The following is a 15,357-nucleotide window of genomic DNA, read 5'->3' on the forward strand; positions in this document are numbered from 1 at the left end:
CGCACACCAGGTTCATGCAGTGCCACATGCCGTAGGTGAAGTAGACGTACACATGGCCGGGCCGGCCGAACATCACCGCGTTGCGGGCCGTGCGGCCGCGGTACGCGTGGGAACCCGGGTCGTTCTGGCCGTCGTAGGCCTCGACCTCGGTGAGGCGCACGGAGATCGGACCGTCCGGGGTGGTGCGTACGAGGATGCGGCCGAGAAGGTCGGGGGCGACCTCCAGAACGGGCCGGTCGAAGAACTCTCTGGGGAGGGGCGTACGGTCGGGGGTCGCGATCATGCCGTCCGAGGGTAGTGCAGGGAGAGGGCCCGGAACCGGGCGCCGTCTGTTCGCGTTTGTAGGGATCAAGGGTCACTCGCTAGAGGGAGAGTCATGCCGTTCAAGAAGCTGCTCGCGAGCCTGGGTGCCGGTGGGGCGTCCGTCGAGACCGTGCTGACCGAGGTCAACGTGGTGCCGGGCGGTGTCGTCCAGGGTGAGGTGCGCATCCAGGGCGGGTCCGTGAACCAGCAGATCGAGGCGCTGTCGGTCGGTCTTCAGGCCCGGGTCGAGGTCGAGGGCCAGGACACCGAGTACAAGCAGGACATCGAGTTCACCAAGGTGCGGCTCGGCGGTGCCTTCGAGCTTCAGGCGAACGCCGTGCACGCGGTGCCGTTCACGCTGGACATCCCGTGGGAGACGCCGATCACCATGATCGACGGTCAGGCGCTGCGCGGCATGGACATCGGTGTGACGACCGAGCTGGAGATCGCGCGGGCCGTGGACTCCGGTGACCTCGACCCGATCAACGTGCACCCGCTGCCGGCGCAGAAGGCGATCCTGGACGCCTTCATCCAGCTCGGCTTCCGCTTCAAGAACGCGGACATGGAGCGCGGGCACATCCGGGGCACCCGGCAGAAGCTGCCGTTCTACCAGGAGATCGAGTTCCTGCCGCCGCAGCAGTACCGCGGCCTGAACCAGGTCGAGCTGAGCTTCGTGGCCGACCAGAACGCGATGGACGTCGTGCTGGAGATGGACAAGAAGCCGGGTCTGTTCAGCGAGGGCAGCGACACGTTCCGGTCGTTCCAGGTGGGGCTGAACGACTACCAGGGGACCGACTGGGCGGCGTACCTCAACCAGTGGCTGTCCGAGGTCGGCAGCAAGCGCAACTGGTTCTAGGCTCGGTACCCACGGACCGAAACGATCAGGAGGTACCGAGGTGACCGAGCTGAAGCGGCGGCCTCTCCCCCACGACTTCCATCCGCCCGTGCCGTCGTTCACGGTGACCAGCGGGGACGTCGAGGAGGGCGCCACGCTGAAGGACGCTCAGGTCTACGCGGCCGGGAACACCTCTCCGCAGCTGCGCTGGGAGGGCTTCCCCGCCGAGACCAAGAGCTTCGCCGTGACCTGCTACGACCCGGACGCCCCGACGGGCAGCGGGTTCTGGCACTGGGTCGTGTTCGACATCCCGGCCTCCGTCACCGAGCTGCCGGCGGGTGCGGGCAGCGGCAAGTTCGAGGGGCTGCCCGAGGGTGCCGTGCAGGCGCGGAACGACTACGGGACGAAGGACTTCGGTGGTGCCGCGCCGCCGCCCGGGGACGGGCCGCACCGGTATGTGTTCACGGTGTACGCGGTGGATCAGGAGAAGCTGGGCCCGGACTCGGACGCCAGTCCCGCCGTGGTCGGCTTCAACCTGCGGTTCCACACGCTGGCGCGTGCCCAGCTGATCGGCGAGTACGAGGTGCCCGCCGAAGCCTGACGTTCACGGAACGTTCGCCCGCCCCCGGTCTTGTTCGCGACCGGGGGCGGGCACTTTTTATTGCGTTGTCCATCTCGGCGTGCCCGGCCAGAGTTGATCCAGCCCGCCAAGGGGTGGGCCGGTGCGCACGGGAGGTGGGCTGGTATGCGGGACACGCTGGTACTGAACGCGAGCTTCGAGCCGTTGTCGACGGTGACGCTGAACCGAGCCGTCGTTCTGGTGCTGCAGGACAAGGCCGTCGTCGAGCAGGCCCATCCCGAGCTGCGGATGCGGGGAGCGGCGGTCGACATACCGGCGCCGCGGGTGATCCGGTTGTGCAGGTACGTACGGGTGCCGTTCCGAAGACAAGCCCCGTGGTCGAGGCGGGGTGTGCTGGTGCGGGACCGGCACCGGTGCGCGTACTGCGGCCGGCGGGCGACGACGGTGGACCATGTGGTGCCGCGGTCGCAGGGTGGCGGGGACACCTGGCTGAACACGGTCGCCTCGTGTGCGGAGGACAATCACCGGAAGGCGGACCGGACGCCGGAGGAGGCGGGGATGCCGCTGCTCTCCGAGCCGTTCGAGCCGACGCCGGCGGACGCGATGCTGCTGGCGCTGGCCGAGGAGGAGTTCGAGGCGCTGCCGGACTGGCTGGCGCGGTCGGCTGCCTGACGTAGACCGTGGCTCGTCGCGCCCGCGCGGCGAAGCCGCATATCGGGCAGAGCCCCGCGCCCCTGGGGAGCTGCCGTCAGTCGATGGTCGGCTTCTCGCGGCGTTCCGTGGCCTGGGGGCCGATGGTGGGGGCGCCGCCGCCGGAACCGCTCGACATGGGGCCGAAGTTGCCGAGGGCGCCGGAGAGGCCCTTGAGGGCGTCGCCGATCTCGCTGGGGACGATCCAGAGCTTGTTGGCGTCGCCCTCGGCGATCTTCGGGAGCATCTGCAGGTACTGGTAGGACAGCAGCTTCTGGTCCGGGTCGCCGGCGTGGATGGACTCGAAGACCGTGCGGATGGCCTGGGCCTCGCCCTCGGCTCGCAGGGCGGCGGCCTTGGCCTCACCCTCGGCGCGGAGGATCTGGGACTGCTTCTCGCCCTCGGCGCGCAGGATCTCGGACTGGCGGACACCCTCGGCCTGGAGGATCGCGGCGCGCTTGTCGCGGTCGGCGCGCATCTGCTTCTCCATCGAGTCCTGGATGGAGGTGGGCGGCTCGATGGCCTTGAGCTCGACGCGGTTGACGCGGATGCCCCACTTGCCGGTGGCCTCGTCCAGGACGCCGCGCAGGGCGGCGTTGATCTCCTCGCGGGAGGTGAGGGTGCGCTCCAGGTCCATGCCGCCGATGATGTTGCGGAGCGTGGTGACCGTCAGCTGTTCGATCGCCTGGATGTAGCTGGCGACCTCGTAGGTGGCGGCGCGGGCGTCGGTGACCTGGTAGTAGATGACCGTGTCGATGTTGACGACCAGGTTGTCCTGGGTGATCACCGGCTGCGGCGGGAACGGCACGACCTGTTCGCGCAGGTCGATGCGGTTGCGGATGGTGTCGATGAACGGGACGACGATGTTCAGGCCCGCGTTGAGGGTCCGTGTGTAGCGGCCGAAGCGCTCGACGATGGCGGCGCTGGCCTGTGGGATGACCTGGATCGTCTTGATCAGGGCGATGAAGACCAACACCACCAGGATGATCAAGACGATGATGATCGGTTCCATCGCTGCTTCCCCGTACCCTTCTCCGCCTCGGCGCTCTTGGAAGATCTTATGGCTCTGAAGATCTTGCTGGTCGAGTCTTGCAGACCGTCACGCAACTCGTAGGGTGTTCGGTCCACTTGTGTCGTGCGAGCTGTCGTGCGAGGTGTCGTTCGAGGTCACATGACGATCGCGGTCGCCCCCTCGATGTCCACCACGTCCACTTCCTGACCGACTTCGTAGGCACGGTCGGTGTCGAGGGCGCGGGCCGACCAGACCTCGCCGGCGAGCTTGATGCGTCCGCCGGAGCCGTCCACTCGTTCCAGGACGACGGCCTGTTTGCCCTTCAGCGCCTCGACGCCGCTGACGAGTTGGGGCCGTTGGGCGCGGTGCCGGGTCGCGATGGGGCGTACGACCGCCAGGAGCGCGACCGAGACCGCGACGAAGACGAGCACCTGGACCACGACGTCGCCGCCCAGGGCGGCGGCGATCGCGCCCGCGATCGCGCCGACCGCGAGCATGCCGAGTTCGGGCATGGCGGTGACCACGAGCGGGATTCCGAGCGCGGCCGCGCCGACGAGCCACCACACCCATGCGTCGATGTCGTTCACACGGTCATGGTAGGTCCGTGGTCCCGTCGCCGACAGGGCGCGGTCGGGCGGGAACGCGCCCTGTGGCCGAGGGCGTTGGGGTTCAGCCGAGCGGCAGGCCCTGGGCCGTCCAGCGCTCGCCGACCTGCTCGACGACGAGCGGCAGGCCGAAGCAGAGGGAGAGGTTGCGGGAGGTGAGTTCGAGCTCCAGCGGGCCCGCGGCGAGGACCTTGCCCTGGCGGATCATGAGGACGTGGGTGAAGCCGGGGGCGATCTCCTCGACGTGGTGGGTGACCATGAGCATCGAGGGGGCGATGGGGTCGCGGGCGAGCCGGCCGAGGCGGCGGACCAGGTCCTCGCGGCCGCCGAGGTCGAGGCCGGCGGCGGGCTCGTCGAGGAGCAGCAGCTCCGGGTCGGTCATCAGGGCGCGGGCGATGAGGGTGCGCTTGCGCTCGCCCTCGGAGAGGGTGCCGAACTTGCGGTCCAGGTAGTCGGACATGCCGAGGCGGTCGAGGAAGGCGCGGGCGCGCTGCTCGTCGACGTCCTCGTACTCCTCCTGCCAGGCGGCGGTCATGCCGTAGGCGGCGGTGAGCACGGTCTGGAGGACGGTCTGGCGCTTGGGGAGCTTGTCGGCCATGGCGATGCCGGCCATGCCGATGCGGGGGCGCAGTTCGAAGACGTCGGTGCCGGGCTTGCCGAGGGTCTCGCCGAGGATGGTGGCGGTGCCCTTGCTGGGGTAGAGGTAGCTCGAGGCGACGTTGAGGAGGGTGGTCTTGCCGGCGCCGTTGGGGCCGAGGATCACCCAGCGCTCGCCCTCCTTGACCGACCAGGAGACCTGGTCCACCAGAGCCCGGCCCTCGCGGACCACGGATACGTCCTGAAGCTCCAGAACATCGCTCATGAGCGCGTTGTCTCCCCTTGCAGTGTCGCCGGTCTCGGCTGTCGCGTACGCCTGTGGCTCGGTCGGTCGCGCCGGTGGGCGCAGCCCTCCATGAAATCTACGCCACCGGTCGGCCCGGACATTCCCTCGGTCCGGTCCTTAGGGTGGAGGCATGCTCTCGGAACCACGCTCAGGACGTCTTGCCGCATGGGGAAATGCCCTACTTGCCGGACTTGTCTCACCGGATGACGCCGTGCTCGCCGTCGTCGGGGACGATGCCGTGCACCGGGTGGCGGGGCTGCCCGGCGAGTCGGCGCCCGTCGGGCTCACGCTCGCGCTGGGTCGGCTGCGCACGCTCGGGGTGACCGCGCTGCGGGTCGCGCTGCCCGCGCCGGGGCATCCGCTCGGTCTGAGCGGGCCGCCGGAGTTCAACCAGCGGGCGATCGACGCCGAGGAGGCGGTGATCTGCCACGGCGCTGCCCTGGGCCTGGTGCCGGAGGTGTACGAGGCCGGGCCCGAGGGTGATGTGCATGTCGAGGTCGTCTGGCACTGCCTGGCGGTGCGGGAGGCGCCGCCGGCCGATGTGCCCTCGCTCGGCGAGGCGGAGCGGGAGCTGGCGGAGGCCCTGCGGGAGGCGACCGAGGTGCTGACGCGGCTGGACGTGGCCGCGTCGGGGCCGGTTGCGGAGGCGGCGATCGACGCGTACCGCGGGCGTACGGAGCGTGGGCGTGAGGTGCTGGCGCCGGGGTATCCGCCGCGGGCGGTGCGGGTGCTGGAGCTGGCGCAGCGGGTCGGGACGCTGATCTCGGTGGCGTACGAGAACGGGCACGGGGGCGCGGTGAGCGCCGGGGAGATGGCGGCTCGGGCGCAGGCGCTCAGGCCGGTGGAGCGGACGGCGCGGCGGGCGCAGGTGGCGGCGTACAACGCCGTTGTGGAGGAGCGCGAGCGGGGGATGCGGTGAGCGCGGGTTCGCGCTGACCGGCGCCGGCGGACCGGTGGCCGCCACGGCGGCCTTCCCGGCGATGTGCTCAGCCGGCGAAGGCCGCCGCGGCCGGTCGTCCCGCGACCGCGGGACGCGACGTCAGTGGTTGACGCCCAGGTTGCCGAAGGCCGGGTTCAGCACGCCGACGACGTTCACGCTGTTGCCGACCACGTTCACCGGGACGTGGACCGGGGCCTGGACGAGGTTGCCCGAGACGACGCCCGGCGAGTGCTCCGCCTTGCCGGCCGCCAGGGAGCCCTCGGTGGCGGAGGCCATGCCCGCACCGGCGGCCACCAGGCCACCGGCCACCATCGTCACAGCCGCTGCCTTCTTCAGGTTCTTCACTTCTGAGCCCTCTCTAGCGATCACTGCGGCAGGCGCCGCAGCACGCACTGGAGAACGCCGGAGATCCGCGGAGGATGCGCCATCCGGGGGACATTCCCACGACGGTATGAATCTCAGCCCGGAGCGGAACCTTCCGTATTGCCGTCCGTAGTGCCGTACGGAGGGCTTGTCAGCCGGTGACGCCATGGCGTACGGCCCACAGGGCGGCCTGCGTGCGGTCCGCCAGGTCGAGCTTCATCAGGATGTTCGAGACGTGGGTCTTGACGGTCTTCTCGGACAGCACCAGGGCGCGGGCGATCTCCCGGTTGGAGCGGCCGTCGGCTATCAGGCCCAGCACCTCGCGTTCCCGCTCGGTGAGCGAACCGCCTCTGCCCTGGCCGGTGGTGGAGTCCTCCTGGGCCAGCAGGGCGCCCGCAACCTCCGGCTGGAGCAGGATGTGCCCGGCGTGCACCGAGCGGATGGCACCGGCCAGGGCGTCGGGGTCGACGTCCTTGTACACGTACCCCGCGGCGCCGGCGCGCAGGGCCGGGACCACCGTGCGCTGCTCGGTGAAGCTGGTGACGATGAGCACGCGCGCGGGGTTGTCGAGTTCGCGGAGTCTGCGCAGGGCCTCGACGCCGTCCATGCCCGGCATCTTGATGTCCATCAGCACGACGTCGGGCCGCAGTTCCTCGGCGCGCTCGACGCCCTCGGCTCCGTCGGCTGCCTCTCCGACGACCTCGATGTCGTCCTGCACTTCGAGGAAGGTGCGCAGGCCCCGGCGGACGACCTGGTGGTCGTCGACGAGCAGCACCTTGATTGCGTCAGCCACCGGGGACCTCCATCTCGATCGTGGTGCCCTTGCCGGGCGCCGATTCCACGGTCAGTCTGCCGCCGACTCCACCGGCCCGGTCCCGCATGGAGACCAGGCCGAGATGGCGTCCCGCGCGGCGGACCTGGCGCGGGTCGAATCCGCTGCCGTCGTCCGTGACGCGCAGCACCGCGCCGTTGCCGCGTTTCTCCAGGGCCACGTCGACGCGGTCGGCGCCGGAGTGCCGCAGGGCGTTGTGCAGGGCCTCCTGGGCGACGCGCAGCAGGGCCTCCTCCTGGGTGGCGGGCAGGGCGCGCACCCCGCAGCTGTCGAAGGACACGCGCGCGGTGTGGGCGCGGTCGAGGACCTGGATCTGGGTGCGCAGGGTGGCGACGAGGCCGTCCTCGTCGAGGGCGGCGGGGCGCAGCTCGACGACGGCGGCGCGCAGTTCGTCGGCGGCCTCCGCGGCGAGGGCGGCCACCTGCTGCAGTTCGCACTTGGCACGGGCCGGGTCGCGGTCGACGAGGGCGGTGGCGGCCTGTGCGGTCAGGCGCAGGGAGAACAGCTTCTGGCTGACGGCGTCGTGCAGTTCGTGGGCGAGGCGGGAGCGTTCCTCGGCGATGGTCAGCTCGCGGCTGCGTTCGTAGAGCCGGGCGTTGGTCAGGGCGATGGCGGCGTGCTGGGCGAGGATGGTGAGCAGTTCCTCGTCGTCCTCGGTGAAGTTGCAGCCGCCGGCGGGCAGCGCGCAGTTCTTGTTGGCCAGGAAGAGGGCGCCGAGGATCTCGTCGCCGTCGCGGATGGGCACGCCCAGGAAGTCGGCCAGCTCGGGGTGGGCGGAGGGCCAGCCCTCGAAGCGGGGGTCCTCCCGGACGTCGGCGAGGCGTTCGGCGCGGGCCTCGTGGAGCATCGAGGCGAGGATGCCGTGCTGGCGCGGGAGGGGGCCGATGGCCTTCCACTGCTCCTCACTGACGCCGTCGACGACGAACTGGGCGAAGCCGCCGTGGTCGTCGGGGACGCCGAGGGCGGCGTACTGCGCGTCGAGCAGTTCGCGGGCGGACGCGACGATCGTCTTGAGGACGTCGCGCACCTCGAGATGCCTGCTCATGGCCAGCAGCGCGGAGCTCACCGCGGCGAGGCCGGACCTGGGGCCTTGACTCATGTCTCCACGCTACCGGCGGGGTGTGACAGCGCGGATCCGACCGGTGACGGCGGCCGTCTGGTCCCGAGGTCCTAGGGCGCAGGTCCCGGGGGTTCGGCGTGGGACTCAGGGCCCCGCCGGTTCGCGGCCCGCGTCCGGGGCGGGGCGGACGGGCCGGTTCCTACGGTGCGGGCACGCCGAGGGGAGGGTTCGAGGACGAGGGGACGTCGGTCATGCCGGTGGCGATCGTCACGGGGGCTTCGAAGGGGCTCGGGCGGGCGCTCGCCGAGGCGCTGGCGGGGCGCGGCTGGGATCTGGTGCTGGACGCGTGGAACGCCGAGGTGCTGATGGGGGCGGCGGGGCTCGCCGGTGCACGGGACCCGCGTGGCGGCCGTGCCCGGGGACGCGGCGCACCGCGCGGAGCTGGTGGCGGCGGCCCGGCGGCTGAGCGGGGCGCCTGCTGGTGAGCAGCGCGAGCGCGCTCGATGCCGAGCCGCTGGTACGGCTGGAGCGGCTGCCGCTGGACGGGTTGCGGCGGGCACTGGAGGTGAGCGTGGTGGCCGCGCTGGGTCTGGTCCAGGACGCGCTGCCGCTGCTGCGGGCCTCGGGGCGGGGACGGTGGTGGCGGTCAGCTCGGACGCGGCCGCCGAGGCGTGCGCGGGTGCCCGCCGAGCAGCGGGGGCCCGGCCTGGACCGAGACGCAGCCGCTGAGCGGGGCGGGCGGCCGGTGCGGACGCCCGCGCGGTGCTGCGTGAGCACGGTCGGCCCATCCCGTACTCCTGCACGGAGCGGGACCAGCCGCTGTCCGTGTACCAGACGGTGTTCGCGCTGCCGTCGGCCGACGGGGAGGGGAGCGAGGAGATGCCGGCGTCGGCGGAGGCCTGCGAGCCCGCCGTACCCGGAGATGTTCGTGCGTAGGGACGACCGCGGTGCGGGCCAGTGGAGTCGGCGGTGGGCGCCGGCGGGGTCGTACGCGCGCGTTCGGGGTGGACGGATGCCGTGGTCACTCCGGGGTGCGGGGTGCGGGTGGTGGGCGGGCTGCACGAGCCGGAGGCGTCGCGTCTGCCGATGCCGGAGGAGGCCTCTCACCGAGCCCTTACATAGGGCATTGCTTCCGCAACGGTCAGTGAGACGGGGTGGGGCGCGGTGTGAGCCCTCGCATAGGGCGCAGGTCACGTACGAAGGCCCTTAGGAGATGGACAGCCTCCACATGAGCGGGAAAGACGGTCCAATCTGTCCTGATTTGCCCCTAGGTGATCCACTATCGGACATCGTACGTCACACCTTTGCCACCGAATTTTGCGGCCGCTAAGAATTGCAGCCGTCGCTCAGCGCCGCGGGTTTCCGCCCGCGGCGTTCGTGCGGGACGAACCCGTGTCCCCCGCCGGACGCAGAGCGACTCCGCGCTATTCGAAGAGGTCCATTCGCATGCTGCAGAACCATCAGAAGCCCAGTCGTAGTCGCTCGCTGACCAAGACGCACAAGATCGCGCTCGCCGGTGTCGCCGCCCTCGGTACCGCCGCCGTCGCGCTCTCCGCCGCCCCGGCCGGTGCCAAGACCACCACGACCGAGGCCGGTTCCGCGGCTGCCGTCGCCTACAGCCCCGCGCAGGTCAAGGACGTCAAGACGACCGTCACCGACCAGCTCGCCGCCACCAGCGTGAAGATCGAGGCCATCGAGGCCAAGCACCAGGCCGTCGTCAAGGCCGCGGCGAAGAAGGCCGAGGCCGCCGCCAAGCAGAAGGCCGAGGCCCTGGCCGCGAAGCAGGCCGCCGCCAAGAAGGCCGCGCAGGAGCGCGCCGCCAAGGCCGCCGCGAGCCGGTCCGCGCAGCGCGCCGCGGTCAAGCCGGCCGCCGTCCAGGCCTACCCGAACAACCTCGACGGCTGGATCCGCGAGTCGCTGGCGATCCTGAAGAAGCACGGCATCCCGGCTTCCTACGACGGCATCCACCGCAACGTCATGCGCGAGTCCTCGGGCAACCCGAACGCCATCAACAACTGGGACATCAACGCCATCAACGGCATCCCGTCCAAGGGCCTGCTCCAGGTCATCCCGCCGACCTTCAAGGCCTACCACGTCCCCGGCACGTCCTGGAACATCTACGACCCGGTCGCCAACATCACCGCCGCCTGCAACTACGCGGCCGACCGGTACGGCTCGATGGACAACGTCAACAGCGCGTACTGAGGCAGGCGCGGACCTCGGTACACAGCGCCGAAGGGCGGCACCCCCCTGACGGGGTGCCGCCCTTCGGCGTCGCGCGGACCGGCGCCTACTTGCGCATGACCTCCGGCTCGTGGCGGCGCAGGAAGCGGGCCACGAAGAAGCCGCAGAGGACGCCCAGGGCGATCAGGGCGGCCATGTCCAGACCCCAGGTGCCCAGGCTGTGCTCCCACAGCGGGTCGTTGTCGGCGCCCTCCTCGGGCGGGCTGATCTTGTTGAAGTCCAGCGTGGCGCCCGCGGCGGCGACCGCCCAGCGCGACGGCATCAGGTACGAGAACTGGTTGACGCCGACCGTGCCGTTCAGGGCGAAGAGGCAGCCGGTGAACACGACCTGGATGATCGCGAACATCACCAGCAGCGGCATCGTCTTCTCGGCGGTCTTCACCAGCGAGGAGATGATCAGGCCGAACATCATCGAGGTGAAGCCCAGCGCCATGATCGGCAGGGACAGCTCGACGAGCGTGGCGCCGCCCAGGATCAGGCCCTCCTCGGGGATCTCCCGGCTGGCGAAGCCGATCACGCCGACCAGCAGGCCCTGGAGCACGGTGATCATGCCGAGCACGAACACCTTGGACATCAGGTACGCCGAACGGGACAGGCCGGTGGCGCGCTCCCGCTCGTAGATGACCCGTTCCTTGATCAGCTCACGCACGGAGTTCGCCGCGCCGGCGAAGCAGGCGCCGACGGCGAGGATCAGCAGGACGGTGGTCGCCGTGCCGTTCGGGATGATCCGACCGGTCTGCGGGTTCGCCGGGTTGGGCAGCAGACCGCGGTCCGGGTCGATGAGCAGGCTCACCGCGCCGAGCACGGCCGGCAGGATCACCATCAGGGCGAGGAAGCCCTTGTCGGAGGCGATCACCGAGACGTAGCGGCGGACCAGCGTGACCCACTGCGACATCCAGCCCTGCGGCTTCGGCGGCTTCATCGCCTGCATCTGCGGCATCTGTACGGCCTGCGGGGCGACGGCGTCGATGTCCGCGGCGTACATCTGGTAGTGCTGCGAGCCCTTCCAGCGGCCCGCCCAGTCGTAGTCGCGGTAGTTCTCGAAGGCGGAGAACACATCGGCCCAGGTTTCGTAGCCGAAGAAGTTCAGCGCCTCCTCGGGCGGGCCGAAGTAGGCGACGGAACCGCCCGGCGCCATCACCAGCAGCTTGTCGCACAGCGCCAGCTCGGCCACCGAGTGGGTGACGACGAGAACCGTGCGGCCGTCGTCGGCGAGGCCGCGCAGCAGCTGCATGACATCGCGGTCCATGCCCGGGTCGAGGCCGGAGGTCGGCTCGTCCAGGAAGATCAGCGACGGCTTGGTCAGCAGCTCCAGGGCGACGGAGACGCGCTTGCGCTGGCCGCCGGAGAGCGAGGTGACCTTCTTGTCCTTGTGGATGTCGAGCTTCAGCTCGCGCAGCACCTCGTCGATGCGGGCCTCGCGCTCGGACGCCGTGGTGTCGGCGGGGAAGCGGAGCTTGGCCGCGTACTTGAGGGCCTTCTTGACGGTCAGCTCCTTGTGCAGGATGTCGTCCTGCGGGACCAGACCGATGCGCTGGCGCAGCTCGGCGAACTGCTTGTAGAGGTTCCGGTTGTCGTACAGCACCTCGCCCTGGTTGGCGGGCCGGTAGCCGGTCAGCGCCTTGAGCAGGGTGGACTTGCCGGAGCCGGACGGGCCGATGACCGCGATCAGCGACTTCTCCGGGACGCCGAACGAGACGTCCTTGAGGATCTGCTTGCCGCCGTCGACCGTGACCGTCAGATGGCGGGCGGAGAAGGACACCTCGCCGGTGTCGACGAACTCCTCCAGCCGGTCGCCGACGATCCGGAACGTCGAGTGGCCGACGCCGACGATGTCGGCCGGGCCGAGCAGCGCCGCGCCGCCCTTGGCGATCGGCTGGCCGTTGACGTACGTGCCGTTGTGCGAGCCGAGGTCGCGGATCTCCATGCGGCCGTCGGGCGTGGCGTGGAACTCCGCGTGGTGGCGGGAGACCTGGAGGTCGGAGACGACCAGGTCGTTCTCCAGGGCACGTCCGATGCGCATGACGCGGCCGAGCGCGAACTGGTGGAACGTGGTGGGGCTGCGGTCGCCGTGGACCGGCGGCGCCCCCGCGGCACCGCCGGGCACCTTCTGCACGTAGTTCTCCGCCGGGGCCTGCTGCTGCGGGATGTGCGCGCCCGCCTGCGGCTGCTGCGGCTGCTGCCAGCCGGCCTGCGGGGCCTGCTGGTGGGGGATCTGCTGCTGCGGCGCCGGCGCCTGCTGGGCCCAGCCCGCGCCCGCGCCCTGCGCCGCGTACGGCTGCTGCTGCGGCTGGGCCTGCGGCGTCACGGCGGCCGCGGCGCCGGAGAGCGTCACGAGCGGACCGTCGGTGCCGTTGCCCAGGTGCACCACCGAGCCGGCACCGATCTCCATCTGCTGGATCCGCTGGCCGTGCACGAACGTGCCGTTGGTGCTGCCATGGTCCTCGATGACCCAACTGCGGCCGTTGAAGCTGACCGTGGCGTGCCGCCAGGAGACCCTGGCGTCGTCGAACACGACGTCACCCTGAGGGTCACGTCCGAGTGTGTAGGCCCTGGACGAATCGAGCGTCCAGGTCCGTCCATTTGATTCCAGTACGAGTTCCGGCACTCCATGCCCCACTGAGTTGTCCCCCGAGTTACCCCCGTCGCAGGGAGTCTAGGGATGTCGAACATCGGGGGGAACTATTTCAGGAGCGGCCCCCTGACCGAAAGTCGGGCCTTGTGAAGACCGCGTACGGGCGCATCGAAGCGTTGTCGTTGACGGGGGTTGAAACTCGCCCGGAGAGTGGTAATCCCCCGCGAGGGGGACAAGCGCGGCGCTCCTGCCGCGCCGCGGATCGGGGGGTCTGCCATGAGCGACGAGACCGCGCGGTACGGCACGAAGGTGCCCTGGGTCGATGTGCTGCTGTCCGCGATCGCCGCCGTGAGCTGGGCGTTGATCGGGATGGCCGGGACGGCGGCGCTCGGGCTGCGGCTCCTGGAGGCCGACGCGGCCGGTTCGTTGGGGCCGATGACCGCGGCGGTTGTGGCGCTCGGGACGGGTGGTTCCGTCACCCCGTCCGGGGATGTGTCCGTGTTCGGCCTGGAGGGCGCCGAGGCCACGACCGCCATCGAGATCACGCCATTGGGAGTGAGCCTGGTCGGCGCACTGCTGCTGTCGTGGTTCTTCCTACGGTCCTTGCGCGCGGCCGGAGTTGTCGTCTCCCCCGCCGAACTCCTCGCCCGCGCGGGGGCGGTGGTCGCGCTGTTCGTCGCCACGCTGGGCGGGCTGGCCTGGGCGGGGCACGACGTCATCACCCTCGACGGTGGCGCACTCGGCCTCGACGACGTGCCCGGGGCGGGATCCGGTGCCGGTTCCGGTTCCGGGGGCATCGAGATCCCGGGGCTCGGGGACGTCGGGGATCTCGGGGACATCGGCGGGCTGCTGCCCGACCGGCTCGGCGACCTCGTCGACGCGGAGGCGGCGGTCGGGTTCACCGTCGACACCGCGCCGACGCTGCTGGGCGGGGCGGCCTGGGTGACCGGGGTGCTGGTGGTCGCGCTGCTCGCGTCGCGCCGCACGCCGCTGCCGCGCGGCTGGGACGTGGTGCACCGCGTGGTACGGCCGACCGTGTCGGCGCTCGTCACAGTGCTGCTGGTCGCCGTCGCGGCGGGGTGCGCGGCGGCGGCGTACGCGGCGATCGGCGACGACCACCCGAAGCGGATCGCGGGAGCGGCGCTGCTCGGCGCGCCGAACGGGGTGTGGCTGGGGACCTCGATCGGCCTCGTCGTCCCCTGGCACGGCGAGGCCTCCGGCGCCCTCACCCGCTTCCTGCCCGACCCGCTCGACGACCTCCTCGCCGACTCCGGCCAGCGGGTCACCCTGGGGCGGCTGGCGGAGCTGGACGGACGGGTGTGGCTGCTGGGGGTGGCGGCGGTGCTGGCGATGCTGGCGGCGGGGGTGCTGCAGGCGGTGCGGACGCCGGTGGAGGTGGGTGCGGCGGGCTCGGCCGGGACTGTACGTGGCCGGGGCGCCGTCGGCTTCGCGGGGTGCTGCGCGCTGCGGCTGGGGCCGGCCACCGCGCTCGCGCTGCCGCTGCTCGGACTGCTGACCGAGGTGTCCCTGGACGCCTCGTTCTCGATCCTGGGGGTCGACGCGTTCGGGGCCGGGGTGGACCTGAGCCCACACCTCGGCACGGCACTGCTGCTCGGCGCGGTGTGGGGCGCGGCCGCGGGAGCCGGCGGGGCGCTGCTGGCGTTGGCCGCCGGGGCCGCCGGGCGGCGGGCGGCACCGTTGGCACGGGGTGCCGTGCGGCGGGGTCTCGCGGACCAGGCCCAGGGCCCGGGGCCGTATCTCCCGGGCACTCCGTACCGCCCACCGAACCCGGCCACCAATCCGTACCTGCGCCTACCGGAGGGCTTGCACCGCGACCGGGACCGGGACACGGAGGTGCTGCGGCCGGGTGAACGGGGGGCTTGGGGAGGGACGGCTGGGGGGCCGGCGCAGGGGGCCGCTTCTCGGGGAGGGGCGGTTGGGGAGGTGCCGCCGCGGGGGTGGGGTGACAGCAGCGGAGGCGCGGCCGAGGGGCCGCCGCGAGGGACGGGGTCTCGGGGAGGGGCGGCTGGGGAGGTGCCGCCGCGCGGCTGGGAACCCAGCGCAGGGGCATCCGGGCAGACACCGCCCGGAGGGCGCTCTCCCGAAGGGGCAGCCGAGGATGCGCCATGGCACGGACGGGAGGGCAACGGAAGTCCGACCGGAGAACCACCGCGCGGATGGGGCCGCAGCGGAGGGGCGGCCGGTGAACCGCCGGAAGAGCCACGCTCACGCGTGGAGGCGTCAGAGGATGCGTCGCCGCGCGGGTGGGGCTCTCGGCCCGGGGCGTCAGGGGTGCCGGCGGCCGGGCAGAGCCCCCATGAAGGGGCGCCCGGCGCACCGGGGGTCGGGCGCGGTGTCGGAGATGGGGCTGCTGAGCAGTCGTTCTCCGGGGAATCCGGGGAGGGGGCGGACCGGGGGATCTGGGATGACGGGCT

13 protein-coding genes and 3 pseudogenes (1 of these 16 running past the window's edge) are annotated in these 15,357 nt (G+C 71.5%); 8 read left to right on the top strand and 8 right to left on the bottom strand.

Translation table 11 applies throughout. From position 1 onward, the window contains the following. Positions 1 to 283, bottom strand: partial view of a DNA-3-methyladenine glycosylase gene (locus AMK31_RS21480; protein ID WP_073942205.1) — the 5' end (the start) only. 359 nt of this gene lie to the left of the window's left edge; 283 of the gene's 642 nt are visible here — the first part of the coding sequence; its start codon is at positions 281 to 283; its stop codon lies off the left edge, out of view. A 93-nt stretch (positions 284 to 376) separates the two neighbouring features. Between AMK31_RS21480 and AMK31_RS21485 the strand changes: the two genes are divergently transcribed. The 3 genes from AMK31_RS21485 (at position 377) to AMK31_RS21495 (ending at position 2,390) form a co-directional block, all read left to right on the top strand. Next, positions 377 to 1,159 carry a sporulation protein gene (locus AMK31_RS21485; protein ID WP_073942206.1) on the top strand — a complete coding sequence of 261 codons (783 nt, stop codon included), beginning with the start codon at positions 377 to 379 and terminating at the stop codon, positions 1,157 to 1,159. Positions 1,160 to 1,199: 40 nt separating this feature from the next. Then, positions 1,200 to 1,739, top strand: a complete 540-nt coding sequence (locus tag AMK31_RS21490) for a YbhB/YbcL family Raf kinase inhibitor-like protein (protein WP_073942207.1) — start codon at positions 1,200 to 1,202, stop codon at positions 1,737 to 1,739. 144 nt (positions 1,740 to 1,883) lie between these two features. Further along, positions 1,884 to 2,390, top strand: coding sequence for an HNH endonuclease (locus AMK31_RS21495; protein ID WP_073942208.1), 507 nt, complete (start codon positions 1,884 to 1,886; stop codon positions 2,388 to 2,390). A 76-nt stretch (positions 2,391 to 2,466) separates the two neighbouring features. On the opposite strand, the gene AMK31_RS21500 is transcribed toward AMK31_RS21495, so the two are convergent. The 3 genes from AMK31_RS21500 to AMK31_RS21510 form a co-directional block, all read right to left on the bottom strand. Further along, positions 2,467 to 3,420, bottom strand: coding sequence for an SPFH domain-containing protein (locus tag AMK31_RS21500; RefSeq protein ID WP_073942209.1), 954 nt, complete (start codon positions 3,418 to 3,420; stop codon positions 2,467 to 2,469). 155 nt (positions 3,421 to 3,575) lie between these two features. Further along, the gene (locus AMK31_RS21505; protein ID WP_073942210.1) at positions 3,576 to 4,007 is read right to left on the bottom strand and encodes an NfeD family protein; all 432 of its coding nucleotides are present in this window, start codon (positions 4,005 to 4,007) and stop codon (positions 3,576 to 3,578) included. An 82-nt stretch (positions 4,008 to 4,089) separates the two neighbouring features. After that, positions 4,090 to 4,887, bottom strand: a complete 798-nt coding sequence (locus tag AMK31_RS21510) for an ABC transporter ATP-binding protein (RefSeq protein ID WP_073942211.1) — start codon at positions 4,885 to 4,887, stop codon at positions 4,090 to 4,092. Between the two features lie 151 nt (positions 4,888 to 5,038). On the opposite strand from AMK31_RS21510, the gene AMK31_RS21515 reads away from it, so the two are divergent. Next, positions 5,039 to 5,827 carry a hypothetical protein gene (locus AMK31_RS21515; protein WP_073942212.1) on the top strand — a complete coding sequence of 263 codons (789 nt, stop codon included), beginning with the start codon at positions 5,039 to 5,041 and terminating at the stop codon, positions 5,825 to 5,827. A gap of 120 nt (positions 5,828 to 5,947) precedes the next feature. On the opposite strand, the gene AMK31_RS21520 is transcribed toward AMK31_RS21515, so the two are convergent. The 3 genes from AMK31_RS21520 to AMK31_RS21530 form a co-directional block, all read right to left on the bottom strand. Further along, positions 5,948 to 6,193 (bottom strand): chaplin, encoded by a 246-nt coding sequence (locus tag AMK31_RS21520; RefSeq protein WP_073942213.1) that lies wholly within the window; start codon positions 6,191 to 6,193, stop codon positions 5,948 to 5,950. A 169-nt stretch (positions 6,194 to 6,362) separates the two neighbouring features. Next, positions 6,363 to 7,004 (bottom strand): response regulator, encoded by a 642-nt coding sequence (locus AMK31_RS21525; protein WP_073942214.1) that lies wholly within the window; start codon positions 7,002 to 7,004, stop codon positions 6,363 to 6,365. Continuing rightward, positions 6,997 to 8,142, bottom strand: a complete 1,146-nt coding sequence (locus tag AMK31_RS21530) for a GAF domain-containing sensor histidine kinase (RefSeq protein WP_073942215.1) — start codon at positions 8,140 to 8,142, stop codon at positions 6,997 to 6,999. The genes AMK31_RS21525 and AMK31_RS21530 overlap by 8 nt, the downstream gene beginning before the upstream one ends. A 212-nt stretch (positions 8,143 to 8,354) precedes the next feature. Here AMK31_RS21530 and AMK31_RS21535 point away from each other — a divergent pair. From AMK31_RS21535 to AMK31_RS21540, 3 genes and pseudogenes are all read left to right on the top strand, one after another. Beyond that, a pseudogene (locus tag AMK31_RS21535) lies at positions 8,355 to 8,775 on the top strand (SDR family NAD(P)-dependent oxidoreductase); the annotation flags it as partial. Positions 8,776 to 8,838: 63 nt separating this feature from the next. Continuing rightward, positions 8,839 to 9,216 (top strand): annotated as a pseudogene (locus AMK31_RS39220) (S-adenosylmethionine:tRNA ribosyltransferase-isomerase); the annotation flags it as partial. 333 nt (positions 9,217 to 9,549) lie between these two features. Beyond that, positions 9,550 to 10,308 carry a transglycosylase SLT domain-containing protein gene (locus tag AMK31_RS21540; protein WP_073942216.1) on the top strand — a complete coding sequence of 253 codons (759 nt, stop codon included), beginning with the start codon at positions 9,550 to 9,552 and terminating at the stop codon, positions 10,306 to 10,308. A gap of 85 nt (positions 10,309 to 10,393) precedes the next feature. Here AMK31_RS21540 and AMK31_RS21545 read toward each other — a convergent pair whose 3' ends face one another. Then, positions 10,394 to 12,955 carry an ABC transporter ATP-binding protein/permease gene (locus tag AMK31_RS21545; protein ID WP_198948531.1) on the bottom strand — a complete coding sequence of 854 codons (2,562 nt, stop codon included), beginning with the start codon at positions 12,953 to 12,955 and terminating at the stop codon, positions 10,394 to 10,396. 243 nt (positions 12,956 to 13,198) lie between these two features. On the opposite strand from AMK31_RS21545, the pseudogene AMK31_RS21550 reads away from it, so the two are divergent. Further along, a pseudogene (locus AMK31_RS21550) lies at positions 13,199 to 14,944 on the top strand (streptophobe family protein); the annotation flags it as partial. Positions 14,945 to 15,357 lie beyond the last annotated feature (413 nt).

This window comes from Streptomyces sp. TSRI0107 (assembly GCF_001905845.1).
Lineage (GTDB): Bacteria > Actinomycetota > Actinomycetes > Streptomycetales > Streptomycetaceae > Streptomyces.